Raw genomic sequence first — 17,916 nt, 5'->3', positions numbered from 1 at the left:
CGCAATTTAAACCAGATTCCTTTTGGGGCTTTTATCCTTGCAGATAAAGGTTATCAAGGGATTTATACTTTGTATCCCAATAGCCTGTTGCCCTTAAAAGCCAAAAGACGCTGTAAATTGGATCCCAAACTGAAAATCTATAATCAGGAAATCAATAAAAGAAGAATCGGAATTGAGCATGTATTTGGCAGCCTGAAAACCTTCAAAATCCTTGCTGAGCGTTATCGATATAGAGGTAAAAGGCTTGGTTTGAGATTCAATTTAATCGCTGGAATCTACAACTTGGAACTGAGCAAAAAATGATTTATGAAAGAGGTCTAATGTATAACATGTTAAAAATTGAAAGTCGAATCCAGCGCCCGGAAGTTTGGATAATAGTATCTGTTGGATGAGAAAATCTGAGTTTGATAAATTGAAAAGCCGTGAGGAATGGAGAGATAAGTTTGCAGTTTGGGCAAGCTGGAATAGTAATGGGGAATATCTTGAGTATACTGTTCCAAAAGGTCAGAAACTGTATGGTTGGGAAGGTCCAGCAGCCTCTCAACAGCGAGGTGAGTTTTATTTAAAAGGTGGGGGAATACAAATAGTCTTGGATCCTAAAGATTTGATCTCTTCCGGCTTAAGTAAACGTAAATTAACTGGATGGGGGTATGGTACAGATACAATAATTGGTGATTTTTCAATTGTAGGTGTGCCAGCTTTAGAAACACGATTAGGAGATTATACTCTGGCTCCTCGTTCGGAAAATAAATCAAAATAATATATAAATTCTAGGTTTTTAATATGAATAATAGCGTCCATCCTAAAGAAGTCTATTTATTGGAAAAATTTAGTTCTTTAGATTTTTTTGAAATAATGAGAAATAATTATCATAATTTTTTAACAGGATTAGAGGGATTATTTGAGCTTTATATTCATAATTTGCCTTATGACTTGAGAACCTTACCTTTTTCAGAGCAGGCAGATATTAATTGGGGAGAAACAGTATTGCCAAATCTAAGAAATACGATGGATCGTATTGATATTGCTTATATAAAAATTAAATCAGGCGATTTTACATATCTTGATTGTGCGGCAGAAATTCGATCAAATGATAAAGGTCTTAGTGAATTTTCTTTCTATTGGATGGATAATTTACCTCATAACAAAGTTAAACAATGTTGGGATTATTACTTAATTTCGAAAAAATACGCTTTAATTATTGAAAAAACATATCCAACATATTGGGATAAAGGGTTTCTTAATAATGAGTTTCCAAAGGCAGAAATATTTAATGGAATAAATATAAAGTTGCCAGGTTCTTATCCTATTTATCGTTTAGATTCAAGAAATATAGTTAGATCTAAAGAAAAAATAAATAAAACAGGGGTTTATGTATGCAATGAATATGATAATAAATTGATATTCCTGGCAAGTAGTAAAGAAGATGATAATGGTTTTGCACCTAGATATGCATGTAGAAATAAGGAAACTAGAGAAAAATTATATTTTGAAACCTCTTGGACTTTAATAGAAAGAATTTCAGATCAAGGCGGTACAGTAGAATCTATTGTTATAGAAAATTTAAAAGCTTTAGCAGGCCAAAAATGTCCGAAAACAGGCTATTGGTGTAGTCCCGCAAATCAGTCTAATTCACGGTATTTTACAGAGGGAGATATTTTCCCTAAATTAGAAAGTGATTGGGGCGAAACAATTTGGTATTTAGAAGCAACAAATAAAGATTTAATTGGCTAAAATAAAACAATCGTAACTTGTTTAAATCTAAAAATATTTAGGTATTTAAAAGTATCCTATAAAAATAAACCCGCTTTTGAGCGGGTTTATTTTAATTCATATCAAATTACATATTTGGATATGAGAAGCACTGCTTCGCAAGAATTACCCTAACCTAACATTACATGTTAGGGTAATTAGGACCACCCGCACCTTCCGGTGTTACCCAGGTAATGTTCTGAGAAGGATCTTTGATGTCACAGGTCTTGCAGTGCACACAGTTGGCTGCATTGATCTGGAAGCGTTTTGAACCATCATCATTTTCCATGATTTCATATACACCCGCCGGGCAGTAGCGCTGAGCTGGCTCATCCCATTTTGGCAGGTTCACATTCACTGGAATTGAAGCATCAGTTAGTTTCAAATGCGCAGGCTGATTTTCTTCATGCACGGTGTTCGATACAAACACTGAAGACAGACGGTCAAAAGTCAGCTTGCCATCCGGTTTTGGATAGTTCGGCTTGAAGTTCACCGCATCAACAGTTTTCAATGTCTTAAAGTCTGGCACCAGGTCATGCAGGGTGAATGGCACTTTAAACACGTTCTGGTCGATAAAGTTGAATGCACCACCCATCCATTGCCCAAACTTATGCATTGCAGGGCCAAAGTTACGCGCGCTATACAGTTCTTCTTTCAACCAGCTGTTGTTGAACTTGTCTGTATAAGCAGTCAACTCTTTTACGAAGAAATCTTCGCCTTCAGTTACACGTGCAACTGCCAGGTCACCGCCTTTCTCTACACCGGCCTTGATTGCTTCAAAGACTGCTTCACCGCAGAGCATGCCTGACTTCATCGCAGTATGTGAGCCTTTGATCTTGGCAAAGTTCAGGAAGCCGGCATCATCACCGATTAAAGAACCACCTGGGAAAGTGAATTTTGGTAGTGAGTTAAAGCCACCTTTGGTCACAGCACGTGCACCATAAGAAATACGCTTACCGCCTTCCAGATACTGTTTGATCAGAGGATGGGTTTTCCAGCGCTGCATTTCCATAAATGGATACATATGTGGATTTTCATAAGAAAGATCCACGATCATGCCCAGTGTCACCTGGTTATTTTCCGCATGGTATAACCACCAGCCACCTGAAGAACCGGTTTCATTGAGTGGCCAGCCTGCACCATGCATAACCAGACCTGGCTTGTGCTTGGCAGGATCGATTTCCCACAGTTCTTTAATGCCGATACCGTAATGCTGTGGATCTGCATCCTTGTCCAGATTGAATTTCTGGATCAGGCGTTTACCTAAATGACCGCGGCAGCCTTCAGCAAAAATGGTGTATTTCGCGTGCAGCTCGTAACCTGGAGTAAAGTTATGGGTGGGTTCGCCATCTTTACCAATGCCCATGTCACCCGTCTGGATGCCTTTGACTGAACCATCTTCATGGTAAAGGATTTCAGAGGCAGCAAAGCCTGGGAAGATCGAGACTTCCAGTTCTTCTGCTTTCTGGCCTAACCAGCGCACCACGTTTCCCAGTGAGATGACATAGTTGCCATCGTTATGCATAGTTTTAGGCACCATCCAGTGCGGAGCTTCTTGTGATTTTTCATCAGAGAGCAGGAAGAAGGTTTTGTCTTCAGTCACTGGGACGTTTAAAGGTGCACCTTGTTCTTTCCAGTCCGGGAACAGCTCGTTCATGGCACGTGGTTCAAGTACAGCACCAGAAAGAATATGAGCACCGACTTCGGAGCCTTTTTCCACGACACAAACGGACAGATCATTCAGGTTGTTTTCAATTGCAAGCTGACGGATTTTGATCGCAGCAGAAAGACCCGCAGGGCCTGCGCCTACGATGACTACGTCAAACTCCATCGATTCACGTTCGATGTGCTCCATGTGGGACTCCTCATATTACATTCGGTGGCAACCATAATCGGATGATCGGGTGCTGCCATGAGTATTTATAATTCCTGGACACAAAAAGATTAGTGTCTTTCATCTTGTGGGCTAGTATAGTTTTAAACCCAGTTTAAGCCAATTGGCTGAAACATATTATTTTTCCGTCATTAAGGTCTTCTACTATGGATAAGTCAGCAGAAACGAATCATCCGACGAAAAAAACAGCCATGAGTGATGATAAAAATTTAACAAATATTGCACAATACATAAAAGATGCACAGGGCAGTCACAAAAGGTCAATACCCCCTTTAGATCAGTGGGAGCCAAAGCATTGTGGCACAATGGATTTGAAGGTTTTAGCCAATGGAGAATGGTGGCACGAAGGTCAATTGATTAAACGCCAAGCCATGATTGACCTGTTCTCAACAGTGCTCTGGAAGGAAGATGGCAAATTCTATCTCAAAACCCCAGTTGAGCAGATCGAAATTGAAGTCGAAGATGAGCCCTTATTTGTAGGGCAGGCTGATCAGGTAGAAATTGATGGAAAAAGCTATATTCAGCTGACGACAACGACGCAGGATGTAATCATCGTAGATAAAGATCATCCAATTTTCATGCGTACTTTTGGTGATGAACAGCGCCCTTATGTGCATGTGCGTTTTGGCATTAATGCATTGATTCAGCGAGCTGCCTTTTTACATCTGGTAGAAATGGGTGAGCTCGTCGAAAATTCTGAAGGCGACACGGTATTAAACTTGAAAAGTGGTGATTTAGACTTGCATTTAGGCACCTGAGGTTTAAGCTTTGTGCCATGTCTGTCCATTTGAGCAAACAGCCCCTGTATGAGCGCCATTTATCCGATTCCGTCCACACTCGATCCCATTATTGACGTTACTGCAGATGCACCCATTGGGATTTTTGATTCAGGAATTGGAGGCCTCTCTGTTACACTGGAAATCGCGCGCCATTTACCGAATGAACGTTTCGTCTATTATGCCGATACTGCCAATGTGCCTTATGGTCCGCGTGAGGATCAGGACATTCGTGAGCTCACCGCGCAGGCAATTGAATGGTTATATCGCAAGGGCTGTAAGGCTGCTGTTGTGGCATGTAATACCGCTTCAGCTTTTAGTCTGGATTATTTGCGTACGCATTATGGCGAGCGTTTTCCAATTATCGGTCTGGTACCGGCTTTGAAGCCGGCAGTTTTGGCGACCCATTCCAAAACTGTGGCCGTGCTTGCCACACCAGCAACTTTTCGCGGTCAGCTGATCAAAGAAGTCATGACCCGTTTTGCCGAGCCCGCAGGGGTAAATGTGATTCCAGTTACCTGTCTGGATCTGGTGCCTTTTGTCGAGGCTGGCGAGCAGATGAGTCCCGCGTGTCTAGCGACATTAACCAAGATTTTACAACCAGTTGTAGATCAGGGTGCAGACTATTTAGTACTTGGATGTACACATTACCCCTTCCTAAAATCGTCAATTCAGTATATTTTTGGTCATAAAATGACATTGATTGACTCTGGATTGGCAGTTGCAAGACAAACCGCCCGTATTTTGATCAAAAATGAGTTATTATTTGAAGGCGAGCGTAAAGAAAGTGTAAGAATCGAAATTTTTGTCAGTGGTAAAAATGCTGAACAAGTTCAACCGATTATACAGCACCTGATGCCGGATGATATTCAATGGTCTGTAAGTAATATATAAGCTGAGTTTTAAGTCAGTGAATTACATTATTTTAAAATTTGATATTTTTAAGTGGGGCACGCATATGCAACAGCTCATGGAAATCGAGGTGAACTTTGCATATTCGCGGTAGTTGGAGAGGGTTTGGAATGCTGGATAAACGTTATCAGGTCTTTATATCCACATCTGGTTCGGAAATGCAGCCAGAGCGTATCATCTTGTCGCAAACGCTGGTGGGTATGGGATTCTTCTCCTGGGGGCTGGAACAGCGTAATCCACTCAGTACTGCCTTTGCTCGCCGTCAAATTGATGACTGTGACTATGTGGTAATCCTGCTGGGAAGCCAGTATGGTGAACAGTCCGTTTCTGGCGTTGGCTATATGCACCTTGAATATATCTATGCAGTAACCAAGCAGAAACCGATTATTGTATTTATGCATGATGACCCTGCCTCTCGTGAGCCGTCCCTGCATGATGCCAAAGCGGAATTGCGTGAAAAATTCAATGACTTCCGAAAACTGCTACAAAATGAAGTCGATCAGGTCTTTACCTATCGTAGCCTGCGTGATCTGGAAATGGCAGTTCGCCTGAACATGCCCCAGATGCTAGAACGCTATCCGGTGACTGGCTGGGTACGTCCCCAAAATGCCCAAGCCCTGCATGATGAAATTGATCAGCTCAAGGCACGTATTGCCCAAATGGAAGCAGAAGCAGGCAAGCGTGAGCCTGATCCATTCCTGAGCTTGCCTAAAGTGTCCATGCATGAAATTTTTTCTTTTGAATATCGCATGCATGCCTATCAGGATGGTAACTTTAAAGAGCTCAAAATTCAGAAAAAACTGACTTGGGCTGAGCTTCTGGCAATTCTTGGATCTACTTTTGTCAATCCAACGCCAGAAGAATTCTTCTCTAAGCGTCTGAATGAATATTTAAATGAAACCGGTCTGGAAGATGCACGTATAGAAATGCCACGTGCTCATGCCGTGGCACGTGCACAGATGAACATTCGTGCCTTGCATAGCCTGAAAATGCAGATGCGACAAAATGACTGGATTGTACCGACTGGCCGTGATGACCGTCAGCGTTTACTATGGCAGATCACGGCTAAAGCCCAGAAATTGATAGAAAGTAATTTACTGGATAAAGATCGGGTTTTTCAATATAAGTCAGTATATTAATCCATATTATAAATTTATTGAAAACTGTTAAAGTACAGGGGTTGACCCCTCAAGACGGATGATCTGAATGTTTGCTAAACCGAAAGTCACCATTATACTGGCAAATCTCGGTACCCCTGATGCTCCTACCGTTCCCGCAGTACGAACTTTTTTGCAGCAGTTCCTGTCCGATCAGCGTGTCATTGAAATCCCCAAACCGGTCTGGCAGATCATTTTGCGCCTGTTTATTTTACCTTTCCGCCCTAAACGGGTTGCGCAGGCTTATGCACAAGTATGGGCTAAAGATTCACCCATGCGTGAAATCCTGCTGCAACAGGTTGAAGCAGTCAGAGCAGAATTGACTCAGCGTTATCCGCAATTCGAGCTGAATGTGGTGCCCGCCATGACCTATGGCAATCCGAACATTCAGACTGTTCTTAGCCAGATCAGCGCACAACCTCAGGATCACGTGATCCTGTTGCCCTTATTCCCGCAGTATTCAGCCACTTCCACTGCGCCGCTGTACGATGCAGTCGCGAGATGGGTACTGACTCAGCGTAATCTTCCGGGTTTATCACTGATTCGTGATTATTATCAGCATCCGCTGTTTATTCAGGCATTGGCACAGAGTGTGCGTGACTATCAGGCGATTCATGGCAAGCCAGAAAAGCTGTTAATGTCGTTTCATGGTATTCCACAGCCTTATGCCGATAAAGGCGATCCCTATGCTGACCGTTGCCGTATCACCGGGAAACTGGTAGCTAAAGCTTTAGGGTTATCTGAAGATCAGTATGCGATTAGCTTCCAGTCACGTTTTGGCAAGCAGGAATGGGTTAAGCCTTATACCGATGCCTTGATTGAAGAGTGGGGCAAGCAGGGTGTGAAATCGATTCAGGTCATGAGTCCGGCTTTCTCGGCGGATTGTCTGGAAACCCTGGAAGAACTGGCAATGGAAAATGCGGATACCTTCAAAGCTAATGGTGGTGAACGCTATAGCTATATTCCGGCATTGAATAGCCGCGAAGATCATTTGCAATTGCTCAATTCATTGCTACAGGCTAATCTTGATGCATTGACTCATACTCTCGCTCACTAATTTTTTGAGGTTTTAAAGCCTATGCTCCAAGTCAAAATTGTTCCTGTAACTGCCTTTCAGCAAAACTGTTCCATTTTATGGGATACAGACAGCAAAGAAGCAGTTTTGATTGATGCCGGAGGTGAGCCAGAAAAACTGAGAGCAGAAGTCGAAGCGCTTGGTCTGACGGTCAAAGCATTATGGCTGACCCATGGTCATTTAGACCATGTTGGAGCGGTAGGTGCTTTGAAAAAAGCCTGGAATGTGCCGGTGATTGGTCCACATAAGGATGATGCGTTCTGGCTGGAGATGATTCAGGAAGTATCTGCTCGTTATGGCTTCCCGATTCCGGAAAAGGTAGAAGTGACTGAATGGCTGGAGGGCGGTGAAATACTGAAACTGGGGGACGAAGAGTTTGAAGTTCGTTTTGCACCGGGTCATACTCCAGGTCATGTCATGTTTTATAACCGCAATCATGGTTTGCTGTGGACGGGGGATGTGCTGTTTAAGGGCTCGATTGGTCGTACTGACTTCCCACGTGGCAATCATCAGCAATTACTTGATTCAATTCAACGTGAATGCTTTAGCCTGCCTGAGGAAACTCAGTTTATCTCAGGGCATGGTCCAATGAGCACGATTGGTTTTGAAAAGCAGCATAATCCTTTTGTCGCAGGTAAAGCAGGTTAAGGGCTTAATGTAAACGTAGTAGTTATCTAAAAAATGAAAAAGGAATCGATTCTAGATTCCTTTTTTATTTGAGTGGGTTAATGGGTTATACAGATTACATATTAAGCGAAAGGGTCATTTTGTAGTTTATGTACCTGAAGTTTAATAATCCAAAAAGCCAGTGCAATGAGTATACCAATGCTAATAAAAAAATAATCATGGCGCATGATACCCGTGCCAATACTGAGACAGCATAGTAGAACAAACAAGAACATGACAGTCTTGAGTATAATTACTAACATTTATAAATCCCCAAAAAGATAAGTCATTGACATTCTTTATAAATTTTTATGTTTTCCTACTTGTTTAAAGTGAAAATTACTTTATTATCAACTATATAGAATGTTTTCACAGTTTAACATTTGACCGAAAATAAATTCAAGATAAATACTGACCTTAGTTTAATAAAACTTATAAGTAATTCTTCTTTGAGCTAGGATTTTTAACAGACTGTGCAAATATTTTGGTTTTTACTTCAAGCGAAAGGATCATGTTGCAGTTGCCGGATTTGCAGTCTTAATATCACGATGACCAGAACCAGCAGGATACCAATCAAGATAAAGATATAGTCCTGTTTCCAGAGCCCAAGGCCAATACTGGTGCAGCATAGCAGGATCAAAAACAGCATAAAAATTTTAAGCAGGAGGATAAACATCGGCATGTCCTCTTTTTTTGTTATTTTATTGGAATAGTTATTTAAATTTTATTTTATTAATCAATAATATAGTCTTTTTAGGCTAGTCTAGCAAAAAATGAAAAAGGAATTCAATCCGAATTCCTTTCCTCTGGTCAGTCTCATTTAAAACTGGTCTTCTTCACGGCCTCCATCAGCTTGCGGAGCATCTTGAGTCGGCAGCTTATAGTCTTCATTGGCCCAGGCACCCAAATCAATCATCTTGCAGCGTTCGGAACAAAAGGGACGAAACGCATTGTCTTCCCACGTAGTCAGTGCACCACAACGTGGGCATTTCAGGGTCGTTGGCATGGACAATACTCCACAAAAAATTGGATTCAATTAGGCAAACATAGCCGCACTTGTTAGACTTATGCGGTTTTCATTAGTTTGATCTGATTATGCCAATTCGTCAATTTCAAGCGCAGCGTATGCATGCCCCTCGTGATTTTCAAAGCATCAGCCCTGAACCGATTTGTGTCGAAATTGGTGCAGGCAAGGGCAAGCATGCCTTGTTATTTACCCGGACACATCCAGAGCACAAACTGATTGCAATTGAACGGACCCGTGAAAAATTTCTGGCCATGCAAAAGCAGCATGAATTGGAAGGCCAGCCAAATTTAAAAACCGTACATGCTGATGCCCTGCCATGGGTGGTACATGCACTGTATCCTGGTCAGGTAGAGCAGTTCTTTGTCCTGTATCCAAATCCGGAACCACATAACCCGGCACAGCGTTGGGCCAATATGCCGTTCTTTGAATTTTTGCTATCACGGCTGAAAACAGGTGGTTCGATTACGTTGGCAAGTAATATTCCGGAATATATTGATGAAGCTGAACAGCAGATGAAAGAGCTATGGAACCTGCCTTATGACAAGCAGATCATTGCATCCGATTCGGCCCGTACTCATTTTGAGATCAAATATCTGGAACGTGGTGAACTTTGTCAGCAGCTAATTATTACGAAACCTGAGGGTTATACCACCCGCTTTGATGATTTCCAGCCTCTGCAGGGGCAAAATGTTGCGCCTGTGGAATAAGCCATGAGTAAACGCATTGCGATTGTTGGTGCTGGCCCGGCAGGGCTGATGGCAGCAGAAGTGCTGAGCCAGCAGCATTATGACGTACATGTCTATGAGCAGAAGCCTTCAGCTGCACGCAAATTTCTGATGGCAGGCAAGACCGGCCTGAATATCTCGCATGCTGAACCGGTGGAACAGTTTATCCAGCGGTATGATCAGGCTGAATGGCTAGCGCCGTGGGTAAAACGCTGGGATGCTGCCTGGATCCAAGAGTGGATGCAAGATTTGGGTATTGAACCTTATATTGGTTCTTCTGGACGGGTGTTTCCAACCGAAATGAAGGCCGCTCCACTGTTACGTGCCTGGTTAAAACGTCTGGTCGAGCAGGGGGTACAGTTTCATTACCGCCATCAGGTAACGCAGTTAAAACAGAATCAATTGGAACTATTGGATCTGAAAACTGATGAGCCACGAACAGAACTCTTTGATGCGATTATCCTCGCCTGTGGCGCGGTATCCTGGTCAAAGCTTGGCAGTGATGGTCAATGGCAAGCATGGCTACAGACAGAAGAAATTGAGCCTTTTCAGGCCAGTAATGCCGGAGTGGAGTATCCATGGTCCAGGTTTATGCAGCCTATCTTTGGTCAGCCACTGAAACGGGTTGCAGCCTGGGTGGAAGACAGTGACAAGACTATGGGTGATATCGTCATTAGTTATTATGGTCTTGAAAGTGGCTTGATCTATAAACAGGGGCGTGGTTTGCGTGAACAGGTTAAACGTGGTCAGCCCATGCAACTGTATCTTGACCTGTTTCCCGATCAAAACGCAGCGCAACTGGCGCATAAACTGCAACCCAGCAAGAAGCAGTCTTTAAGCAATGTCTGGCGCAAGGCAGGACTGGAAGGCGCTAAAGCTGCACTGGTGCGAGAGCTGGTGCCTAAAAATATCTGGCAGGATGCTGAACATCTGGCACAGCAAATTAAACAGTTGATGGTTCCTCTTCAGGGATTCCGTCCAATTGAAGAGGCAATTAGCTGCGCAGGTGGGGTAAAACGTGATGTGCTGACGGAACATTTGCAACTTAAATCCAATCCCTATGTATTCCTGTGTGGAGAAATGCTGGACTGGGATGCGCCCACCGGTGGTTATCTGTTGACTGCCTGTATGGCAACCGGTCGTGCAGCGGGTAAAGGTGTCGCGGCTTATCTGTCTGATTCTGCTTAAAGCGAAGATATTTTAGACATTCACAGTCAGTAATTTTTTAGGCTATATTGGGCGAAAATCATTCACAAGGAGGTTTGCTGATATGTCGACTCAAGATCATTATGCCGGTAGCTGTCTCTGCGGTGGAATCCAGTATGAAGTTCGTGGATCGCTGGGTGATATTATTCAATGTCACTGCCGCCGTTGCCGCAAAGCTACCGGAACTGCCTTTGCCACCAATAGTCCGATTGCCAAAGCAGATTTTCGTCTGCTGCAAGGACAGCAACTGCTAAAGTCATTCACTACCACGACCGGCGTGAGTCGAAATTTCTGTAGCGAATGTGGTTCTCCGATTTATAGCGTGAAAGCAGATCTACCGGATGTTTATCGTCTGCGTATTGGCAGTCTGGATACACCGATTGAGCAGAAACCGACTTGCCATTTCTATGTCGGTTCTAAAGCTGAGTGGGAGGACATTCACGATACCTTAGCGCAATATCATGAACGTCCTTAACAAAAAGCAGATCAGTCTTACTGGGCTTTAGCCTGAGTTTCTGCATACTGGTTACGCCAGTGTTCCAGCTGTTCCTGAGCATGCAGATATTGTCCCAAACCTTTTACATTTTCCTTGGCATCATGCTGGATCGCTTTATCTGAAGAGGTTGTGCCCAGCAGTTTTTGCTGTTGTTCCCAGTATTGATAAATTAGCCCCTGAATATAACGACCCTGTTCAGTTTTTAGTTCCAGACTTTTTAATAAAGTCAGTGCAGACTGGATATGGTCGCGCTGGCGTTGCTGCATAAATTCTTCAGTCAGATTACCTTCCTTACGCATACGCTCAGTTTCAGCTTCAATATCCTCATTTAAGGATTGCAGGCGCTGCTCAAAGTCATCCAGTACGGCAATATCATGTTGATCATCCGCTGTTTGCGGAAAATCTTTCACCGCTTGTGTTTTCAGTTCCTTCATCACTTCTTCAGCTGCTTCATTTTGCTGGGGCGCTTCCTGTTTCGGCGCATCTTTCTGATTACACGCCACCAGCAACAGGCTAGAGGCAAGCAAGGTGATGCGGCTGAAGTTCTGAATATTTGGCATTGTTTTGTCCTGTTAAAGTTTTATCAAGGCGTTGGAATTTTTTGAAAGACATAGACATGGGTGATATAGGGGAAGTCAATCTGTTCATCAGGCTGCTTGCCAGTATGTTCTCTTACGATCTGTTCAAACTGAGATTTGAGTTGCTGCTGTGCATCATCAGACTGGGCGGCGATAAAGCTGGTCGAGAGCAAACGTTTGGACACCACCTGTTCCACAGTTCCAGAATGAAGCTGTTGCAAAGTCGTTTCTGCTACCGGGCTAAACAGCTGCTGATCCTGAAATACATCGCGCCACTGACCACTATGGTAGCGTGGCGTATCGCCTTCCATGGGGAGAATAAATTCTGCCAGAGCTTTGACCCAGTCGACATTAACATCACGCTGGTTCCAGATCAGGACCAGATAGCCCTGATCTTTCAGAATCCGATGAATTTCCTTAAGGCTGTCGAAATTGGCGAACCAGTGAAAAGACTGTGCGCAAAATACAGCATCCATCAAGGCATTTTCTAGCGGCAGGGCGTCACTCATCGCCTGCAAGGTCGGAATATCTGGATGAACCTGCTTGAGTTGCGTTAACATCTCTGCGACAGGATCAACCGCCAGAATATGCGAACTGAGTAATTTCAGCTGGGGCAGGAATTTACCGGTACCGCTCCCCAAATCAAGTAATTGGGCATGATGGGGTAAGCCAAGCTGCTGTTGCAACCAGGGCACTAATGCTTCAGGATAACTTGGGCGCACCTGCTGATAGCGCTCAGCAGCGCTACTAAAACCTTGTTGTGCAGCAGGATGTAATGATTGTGTCATATTTTGCGCTTTTTAATCTTGGTCTTCGCTATAAAATAGCATATTCATTTTTGCATCGTTTTGCGCCATTGAATTTGTAATGGAAGCGTTCGTTTTATAGGCATGGGAAAGTTATGGAAAAACAAATCGTCTTTGAAGATGAGCACATTCGCGCAATCTTTATGCCGGGTTCATCTTCAGAACTGATCTTCTCCTTTGGGGATCTGATTACCCGTGCCAAGGGAACCACCATCAATGCAGAGAAGTCGCTGCAAAAGTTTGAATTCAATGTGCTCGGGATTATGCCCAAGGATAAATCCTGGTTTCCACAAGCGTCTATGCAAGCCATGCTGGACGCAATTGCTGAACTGATTGCACCATTTGAGCAGCGTATTGCCTATGGCGGTTCAATGGGCGGTTATGCGGCGATTAAATATTCCAATGCTCTGGATGTACAGCGTGCCGTAGCCATGGTGCCGCAATACTCGATTGATCCGGAAGATGTGAAAGACGCCCGCTATAATATGTTCTATCAGCCGGAACTGAATGGCGAGATGCGCATTACTAAGGCAGATGTCAGTGAGGATCGTGAATACATTATTATTTATGATCCGCACTATGCACAGGACCGTGCGCATTATCATAAGCTCAGAGAAGTCCTGCCGCCACATCACGTATTGCATCTGGCCTTTACCAATCATGATGCCATTGCCGTGTTGGCAAGCTCCGAACTGGTGAATGATTTCCTGCTACATGAATTTGATGCCAGCTATTTTTATCAGAAGATGCGCCGGGTCAAAAAGAACAGCAAGTTTTATTACCGTAAGGTGATTGAAAACCTGTTGCCACGGCATCGGATGGCCTTGGGCCGTATCCTGAAAAATAATGATCTGCAACTGGATTCACAGTTTTTTGATGCCAATCAGAAGCAGACTATTTTGCGTGAGTTACTCAGCAATAAACAGTTGGATCAGCATGATCTGATGAAACTCGGCATTCAGGTCAACCTGCCGCAGGAAAACCGTCAGATCCTGTTGGATATTTATGGGCATGGTCTGGTGTTCAATGTCATCAGTAACAAGATTGAAAGCTATGCCGATCAGGCGATTGCGCTGAACCATAAATTCCTGATTCCAATTTATGCGCGCGGCAATGGCCTGTTGACCATCAGCTTGAATGACGAACGTTATCTCGTCGTCATGAATGACCGTCATATGATGAAGCTGGTCAAGGAACAGGAACCGCTTTCGGTCGGAATGCACCCAATTCTGATGAAACGTTATACAGATTTCTATATGTTCAGTTATAAGGAATTAAGTCTCAAAACTGATGAATACGGTGCAGCGGCATTTGTTGATGACAGTGACAAAAATACGCACTTTGTGACACGCAGTGAAGCGAATTAACTTGAAATATCACTTAAAAACAATGGCTTGACTTATTGTTTTGCTGGCATAAGATATAGTTATGCGGTATGGATTTTTCATCACCGCACGCGATCGTTTTCGTGAGAAGGGGGTATATCTTATGCAATCTACACAGTTCGCCACCATATTTTTAATGCTAACTTTGGGCCTGCCCAATCTCGCATTCGCCAAAGACAGCGTACACCCGACCATTATTTTCCTGAGTGCAACTATCGTATTTTTGATGATTCTGACCGTTTATATTGTTTATAAAATTCGTCATTCTGTGCGTAACCATCTGGATAAACCACTCGATTAAACAAGGCAGGATAAAGTCTAAAAAACGGTTGAAAACCCTGTATGACTTGTTTTAAATGACAGGATAAATTGTCTAACAGGATTGAGGGTCAGGCCATGAAAGCCGTATATTTGGATTATGCTTCTCTAGATCAACAGGATCTCGACTTTCAGGTACTGCATGGCGTATTTGACGAGTTAACCTTATATCCTGCTACTTCTGTGGCTGAACTTTTGCCACGCGTGCAAGATGTCGACGTCATCATCACCAATAAAGTCATGGTAAATGCCGAAACCATTCAGCAATGCCCTCAACTGAAACTGATTTTAATCTCTGCGACTGGTACCAATAATGTTGACCTGGCCGCAGCTAAAGCACGCAATATTGTCGTGTGTAACTGCCAAGCCTATGGCACTTCCGCTGTCGCCCAACATACCCTCATGTTAATGCTCAATCTGGCGACGTCTTTCCTGCCTTATCAGCAAAAATTACAACAAGGCGAATGGCAAAAGGCGACACAATTCTGTTTGCTGGATGCACCGATTGTAGAACTGTCTGGTAAGACTCTCGGCATTGTGGGTTATGGCGAACTGGGTAAGGCTGTCGCTAAATTGGCAGAAGCGTTTGGTATGAAGGTGATGATCGGATCATTACCCAACCGTCCGGGGGATGCCTCACGTGTACCATTCGCGGAGTTATTGCCACAGGTTGATTTCCTGAGTTTGCATTGCCCACTGACTGAAGATACCCGTAACCTGATCAGCCATGCCGAGCTGGAAGCTATGAAATCAAGTGCTTTCCTGATTAACTGTGCGCGTGGCGGTATTATTGATGAAGCGGCTCTAGCACAGGCATTACGTAAAGGCAAAATTGCAGGTGCTGCCACCGATGTACTGACGATAGAACCGCCGAAAGAGGGTAATATTCTGCTCGATCCAGGCATTCCGAATTTGATCATTACACCGCATAATGCTTGGGGCAGTGTCGATGCCCGCCAGCGCATCGTGGATCAGATGGTGGAAAATGTTAAAGCCTTTCAGGCGGGCCAGCCGATTCGCCAGGTGAACTGATCTGATTTAGTTAATCCAGATATTATATTCTCTTCAGATTAAAAAAGCCCTTAACGGGCTTTTTTAAATGTTCTATTTTTTAGAGATCATCCACTGCATAACTGGTTGCACCACCTGAACTGGATGGTGACTGCGGTGTGACATTTTGCGTTGCTGTTGAAGATTGGCTTAAAGGCTGCTGCTCAATCGGGACTTGCTGTTGCTGATTACTGCGCCAGACATCTTTGGTCTGCTGGATTTTCTGACCGGTTTGCTGAGCCACTTGCGTTGCGCCTTGGTCTACTTTTTCAATGGTGGTGGCTGCGGTGGATTTGGTATTGTCCCAGGCACGATCCACACCCGGCTTGATCTTGGCAATGCCTTTTTCTGCAGCTGCACCCACTTTTTCAGCGGTATTGATTACACCTTGTTGGGTTTTATAAGCAAATACATGCAGCAGATTGGGATTATCACCATAAGGAACAATCGGTTTTGCATCTTGCTGCGTTTCACTGGCTTGAACAGTCTGGATAAAAATAGGCGCACACATTAATAATGCGGTGCTGAGGATCTTGGTTTTTTTCATCGTCGTTTTTTTCAGGGTCATAAGGGATCGACCTCGCAGATTGGGATAACGGTCTTGATTCTGTTTTCAGTGTAATGGACGGCAATGTAAAAACAATGAATATTCTGTGCGATTCACTTAAATGATCTGAGAAAAAAAGGAAATAAAGCTGGCTGATCTCAAGAATAAGTAGAGAATAAATTTGATAGGAAAATTATTTGAAAGAGAAGCTGCCCCATATTTGATGTAAATACAGGGCGGGGTGCTTAGTTACACTGTTCGATTGCTTCTTTGGCAAAGTGGTTACGTAGTGCCAGGAAGTTCTTTTGAGCAGTTTCGCTGTGCAAGTCAAATTTCTGTGCAGTGCTGGTGTTATCGCGCTGGAAAGTTGCTGAGCCAGCATCAATCAGAGTCAAACCTTTAAATGACCATTGTTCAATTACGCGGCTGCTTTCAAGCTGACCTCTAAATTCGATCACGCATTTGTCCATGAATTTGGTCAGTTTTGCGCTGTTGTTCGTCGTTTCAGGATAAACCTCAAGATTCTGTACTTCCTGTAATACGCCGAGTTGAAGTTGTGGAACAGTCGGTTGAGATGTACACGCTGAAAGGGCAATACCCGCAAGACCAGTCAAAATAAGAGCTTTAAATTTCATATGATTCTTTCTTGTTGAGTGTTGTTAGGTTGAGTATAGGGATTTGAATGAAAAATGGCTATAAAAACTAGTTTTCAATTAATTCAAATATCGCTTCACCATTGTTTACCTGAATTAGTATTCTTTCACCTTTAAGTGTAGGTTCGATTTTAAGTAAGAATAGCCCTGTATTAAGAATTAAATCATTAAGATTTTTAAATCCGTATTCCATTTTGATTTTTTGATTAGCATCAGGAAATTTTTTATTAATTGATATGCCTACGGTTGTCAGTGAAATCCAACCATCATTTTTTTTATTATTAATGATTAAACTTTCAATTTCTTTATAAATTTCATCTGCAGGGAAGAGGAAACGTGTCTTAAACAGATTGGATTTTAAAAAATTAATTTGAGTCTCTAAGCTTTTTTGAGCCGTCAAAAAATATTGATCAAATTGATCTAAAAAAGGCTTATGCTTTTTCTCCAAAGTTAATAAAAAATCAACAGCTGCTTTGGATTCATCGAGATTGGATAAATTATATTTTTCTTGAAAGTGATGTGTTATGAAATTTCGATCTTTAACAAATTCTTGTAGTTGGCTATTTAGTTTATGATGACTGTGTTCACATAAATTAAAAGATACTTTCATATCTAGACGAAGAGCATCTTCAGGTTCAGGAATGATCGTATCTTCCTCTGAGGGATTCACGAGAAACAATGAATTTAAAGCTTTTGTAGTTAAACCACCTAATGTTTGATTTTGTACAGATGGTTCTATAATCAGTGGTAGATCATTGGGTTTAGAAATAATAGTTCTATTCATCTTCACGAGGCTTTTTAGCCTCATCTCTATTGTTTGAAAACGAATAAGGTGTTTTCCAAGTAAGGAATAAATTCTTTCTCTAATTTCATCGATATTTTGCATTCTAAAT

Annotated in this window: 22 protein-coding genes; 14 read left to right on the top strand and 8 right to left on the bottom strand. The window is 42.9% G+C overall.

Translation table 11 applies throughout. The features are described 5' to 3' along the window. The 3 genes from C8322_RS10555 to C8322_RS10545 all read left to right on the top strand — a co-directional run. A partial coding sequence (locus C8322_RS10555) for a transposase family protein (RefSeq protein ID WP_146747334.1) occupies window positions 1-303 on the top strand: 303 nt, incomplete at its 5' end. Between the two features lie 64 nt (window positions 304-367). Beyond that, window positions 368-760, top strand: coding sequence for a hypothetical protein (locus tag C8322_RS10550; protein WP_228127326.1), 393 nt, complete (start codon window positions 368-370; stop codon window positions 758-760). 23 nt (window positions 761-783) lie between these two features. Next, the gene (locus C8322_RS10545; protein ID WP_004813446.1) at window positions 784-1,734 is read left to right on the top strand and encodes a hypothetical protein; all 951 of its coding nucleotides are present in this window, start codon (window positions 784-786) and stop codon (window positions 1,732-1,734) included. Between the two features lie 160 nt (window positions 1,735-1,894). On the opposite strand, the gene C8322_RS10540 is transcribed toward C8322_RS10545, so the two are convergent. After that, entirely contained in the window at window positions 1,895-3,607 is a 1,713-nt protein-coding gene (locus C8322_RS10540) for an electron transfer flavoprotein-ubiquinone oxidoreductase (RefSeq protein WP_004813444.1), read from the bottom strand. 185 nt (window positions 3,608-3,792) lie between these two features. Here C8322_RS10540 and C8322_RS10535 point away from each other — a divergent pair, with 185 nt between their 5' ends. The 5 genes from C8322_RS10535 (at window position 3,793) to C8322_RS10515 (ending at window position 8,214) form a co-directional block, all read left to right on the top strand. Beyond that, on the top strand, window positions 3,793-4,404 hold the full coding sequence (locus tag C8322_RS10535) for a DUF1285 domain-containing protein (protein WP_004813442.1): 612 nt from the start codon (window positions 3,793-3,795) through the stop codon (window positions 4,402-4,404). A 48-nt stretch (window positions 4,405-4,452) separates the two neighbouring features. Next, entirely contained in the window at window positions 4,453-5,316 is an 864-nt protein-coding gene (murI, locus tag C8322_RS10530; protein ID WP_004813440.1) for a glutamate racemase, read from the top strand. Between the two features lie 128 nt (window positions 5,317-5,444). After that, window positions 5,445-6,473 carry a DUF4062 domain-containing protein gene (locus C8322_RS10525; protein ID WP_004813438.1) on the top strand — a complete coding sequence of 343 codons (1,029 nt, stop codon included), beginning with the start codon at window positions 5,445-5,447 and terminating at the stop codon, window positions 6,471-6,473. A gap of 67 nt (window positions 6,474-6,540) precedes the next feature. Further along, window positions 6,541-7,548: a ferrochelatase gene (gene hemH / locus C8322_RS10520; RefSeq protein ID WP_004813436.1), complete on the top strand. Its 1,008-nt coding sequence runs from the start codon at window positions 6,541-6,543 to the stop codon at window positions 7,546-7,548. 21 nt (window positions 7,549-7,569) lie between these two features. Beyond that, window positions 7,570-8,214 (top strand): MBL fold metallo-hydrolase, encoded by a 645-nt coding sequence (locus tag C8322_RS10515; RefSeq protein WP_004813434.1) that lies wholly within the window; start codon window positions 7,570-7,572, stop codon window positions 8,212-8,214. A 514-nt stretch (window positions 8,215-8,728) separates the two neighbouring features. On the opposite strand, the gene C8322_RS10505 is transcribed toward C8322_RS10515, so the two are convergent. Both C8322_RS10505 and C8322_RS10500 read right to left on the bottom strand, forming a co-directional pair. After that, window positions 8,729-8,908, bottom strand: coding sequence for a hypothetical protein (locus C8322_RS10505; RefSeq protein ID WP_004813430.1), 180 nt, complete (start codon window positions 8,906-8,908; stop codon window positions 8,729-8,731). 144 nt (window positions 8,909-9,052) lie between these two features. Next, window positions 9,053-9,238, bottom strand: coding sequence for a DNA gyrase inhibitor YacG (locus C8322_RS10500; protein ID WP_004813427.1), 186 nt, complete (start codon window positions 9,236-9,238; stop codon window positions 9,053-9,055). Window positions 9,239-9,321: 83 nt separating this feature from the next. Between C8322_RS10500 and C8322_RS10495 the strand changes: the two genes are divergently transcribed. The 3 genes from C8322_RS10495 (at window position 9,322) to C8322_RS10485 (ending at window position 11,665) form a co-directional block, all read left to right on the top strand. Further along, window positions 9,322-9,966, top strand: a complete 645-nt coding sequence (locus C8322_RS10495) for an SAM-dependent methyltransferase (RefSeq protein WP_171058630.1) — start codon at window positions 9,322-9,324, stop codon at window positions 9,964-9,966. A 3-nt stretch (window positions 9,967-9,969) separates the two neighbouring features. Then, complete coding sequence (locus tag C8322_RS10490; protein ID WP_004813423.1) at window positions 9,970-11,172, top strand: TIGR03862 family flavoprotein; 1,203 nt, start codon at window positions 9,970-9,972, stop codon at window positions 11,170-11,172. Window positions 11,173-11,254: 82 nt separating this feature from the next. Further along, on the top strand, window positions 11,255-11,665 hold the full coding sequence (locus C8322_RS10485; RefSeq protein ID WP_004813421.1) for a GFA family protein: 411 nt from the start codon (window positions 11,255-11,257) through the stop codon (window positions 11,663-11,665). Between the two features lie 17 nt (window positions 11,666-11,682). Here C8322_RS10485 and C8322_RS10480 read toward each other — a convergent pair whose 3' ends face one another. After that, on the bottom strand, window positions 11,683-12,246 hold the full coding sequence (locus C8322_RS10480; protein WP_004813419.1) for a hypothetical protein: 564 nt from the start codon (window positions 12,244-12,246) through the stop codon (window positions 11,683-11,685). A 23-nt stretch (window positions 12,247-12,269) separates the two neighbouring features. Further along, window positions 12,270-13,052 (bottom strand): class I SAM-dependent methyltransferase, encoded by a 783-nt coding sequence (locus C8322_RS10475; RefSeq protein ID WP_004813417.1) that lies wholly within the window; start codon window positions 13,050-13,052, stop codon window positions 12,270-12,272. A 113-nt stretch (window positions 13,053-13,165) separates the two neighbouring features. Between C8322_RS10475 and C8322_RS10470 the strand changes: the two genes are divergently transcribed. The 3 genes from C8322_RS10470 (at window position 13,166) to C8322_RS10460 (ending at window position 15,805) form a co-directional block, all read left to right on the top strand. After that, entirely contained in the window at window positions 13,166-14,437 is a 1,272-nt protein-coding gene (locus C8322_RS10470; RefSeq protein WP_111810592.1) for a hypothetical protein, read from the top strand. Between the two features lie 121 nt (window positions 14,438-14,558). Next, on the top strand, window positions 14,559-14,756 hold the full coding sequence (locus tag C8322_RS10465) for a hypothetical protein (protein WP_004813413.1): 198 nt from the start codon (window positions 14,559-14,561) through the stop codon (window positions 14,754-14,756). Window positions 14,757-14,851: 95 nt separating this feature from the next. Then, entirely contained in the window at window positions 14,852-15,805 is a 954-nt protein-coding gene (locus tag C8322_RS10460; protein ID WP_004813411.1) for a 2-hydroxyacid dehydrogenase, read from the top strand. Window positions 15,806-15,884: 79 nt separating this feature from the next. Here the strand turns inward: C8322_RS10460 and C8322_RS10455 are convergent, their stop codons facing one another. The 3 genes from C8322_RS10455 to C8322_RS10445 form a co-directional block, all read right to left on the bottom strand. Beyond that, window positions 15,885-16,391: a hypothetical protein gene (locus tag C8322_RS10455; protein ID WP_004813409.1), complete on the bottom strand. Its 507-nt coding sequence runs from the start codon at window positions 16,389-16,391 to the stop codon at window positions 15,885-15,887. A gap of 224 nt (window positions 16,392-16,615) precedes the next feature. Next, window positions 16,616-17,005, bottom strand: coding sequence for a hypothetical protein (locus C8322_RS10450; RefSeq protein WP_004813407.1), 390 nt, complete (start codon window positions 17,003-17,005; stop codon window positions 16,616-16,618). 67 nt (window positions 17,006-17,072) lie between these two features. Then, complete coding sequence (locus C8322_RS10445) at window positions 17,073-17,909, bottom strand: OST-HTH/LOTUS domain-containing protein (RefSeq protein WP_034424745.1); 837 nt, start codon at window positions 17,907-17,909, stop codon at window positions 17,073-17,075. Window positions 17,910-17,916 lie beyond the last annotated feature (7 nt).

Origin of the sequence: Acinetobacter sp. SM1B, from assembly GCF_003289665.1 — a bacterium.
GTDB lineage: Bacteria > Pseudomonadota > Gammaproteobacteria > Pseudomonadales > Moraxellaceae > Acinetobacter > Acinetobacter schindleri.
This window is presented reverse-complemented; position numbering and strand designations above follow the sequence as displayed.

Coding starts and splice junctions, on each gene's coding strand:
- C8322_RS10545 (WP_004813446.1), top strand. CDS start 784: ATGAATAATAGCGTCCATCCTAAAGAAGTCTATTTATTGGAAAAATTT.
- C8322_RS10540 (WP_004813444.1), bottom strand. CDS start 3,607: ATGGAGCACATCGAACGTGAATCGATGGAGTTTGACGTAGTCATCGTA.
- C8322_RS10535 (WP_004813442.1), top strand. CDS start 3,793: ATGGATAAGTCAGCAGAAACGAATCATCCGACGAAAAAAACAGCCATG.
- murI (WP_004813440.1), top strand. CDS start 4,453: ATGAGCGCCATTTATCCGATTCCGTCCACACTCGATCCCATTATTGAC.
- C8322_RS10525 (WP_004813438.1), top strand. CDS start 5,445: ATGCTGGATAAACGTTATCAGGTCTTTATATCCACATCTGGTTCGGAA.
- hemH (WP_004813436.1), top strand. CDS start 6,541: ATGTTTGCTAAACCGAAAGTCACCATTATACTGGCAAATCTCGGTACC.
- C8322_RS10515 (WP_004813434.1), top strand. CDS start 7,570: ATGCTCCAAGTCAAAATTGTTCCTGTAACTGCCTTTCAGCAAAACTGT.
- C8322_RS10505 (WP_004813430.1), bottom strand. CDS start 8,908: ATGTTTATCCTCCTGCTTAAAATTTTTATGCTGTTTTTGATCCTGCTA.
- C8322_RS10500 (WP_004813427.1), bottom strand. CDS start 9,238: ATGCCAACGACCCTGAAATGCCCACGTTGTGGTGCACTGACTACGTGG.
- C8322_RS10490 (WP_004813423.1), top strand. CDS start 9,970: ATGAGTAAACGCATTGCGATTGTTGGTGCTGGCCCGGCAGGGCTGATG.
- C8322_RS10485 (WP_004813421.1), top strand. CDS start 11,255: ATGTCGACTCAAGATCATTATGCCGGTAGCTGTCTCTGCGGTGGAATC.
- C8322_RS10480 (WP_004813419.1), bottom strand. CDS start 12,246: ATGCCAAATATTCAGAACTTCAGCCGCATCACCTTGCTTGCCTCTAGC.
- C8322_RS10475 (WP_004813417.1), bottom strand. CDS start 13,052: ATGACACAATCATTACATCCTGCTGCACAACAAGGTTTTAGTAGCGCT.
- C8322_RS10470 (WP_111810592.1), top strand. CDS start 13,166: ATGGAAAAACAAATCGTCTTTGAAGATGAGCACATTCGCGCAATCTTT.
- C8322_RS10465 (WP_004813413.1), top strand. CDS start 14,559: ATGCAATCTACACAGTTCGCCACCATATTTTTAATGCTAACTTTGGGC.
- C8322_RS10460 (WP_004813411.1), top strand. CDS start 14,852: ATGAAAGCCGTATATTTGGATTATGCTTCTCTAGATCAACAGGATCTC.
- C8322_RS10455 (WP_004813409.1), bottom strand. CDS start 16,391: ATGACCCTGAAAAAAACGACGATGAAAAAAACCAAGATCCTCAGCACC.
- C8322_RS10450 (WP_004813407.1), bottom strand. CDS start 17,005: ATGAAATTTAAAGCTCTTATTTTGACTGGTCTTGCGGGTATTGCCCTT.
- C8322_RS10445 (WP_034424745.1), bottom strand. CDS start 17,909: ATGCAAAATATCGATGAAATTAGAGAAAGAATTTATTCCTTACTTGGA.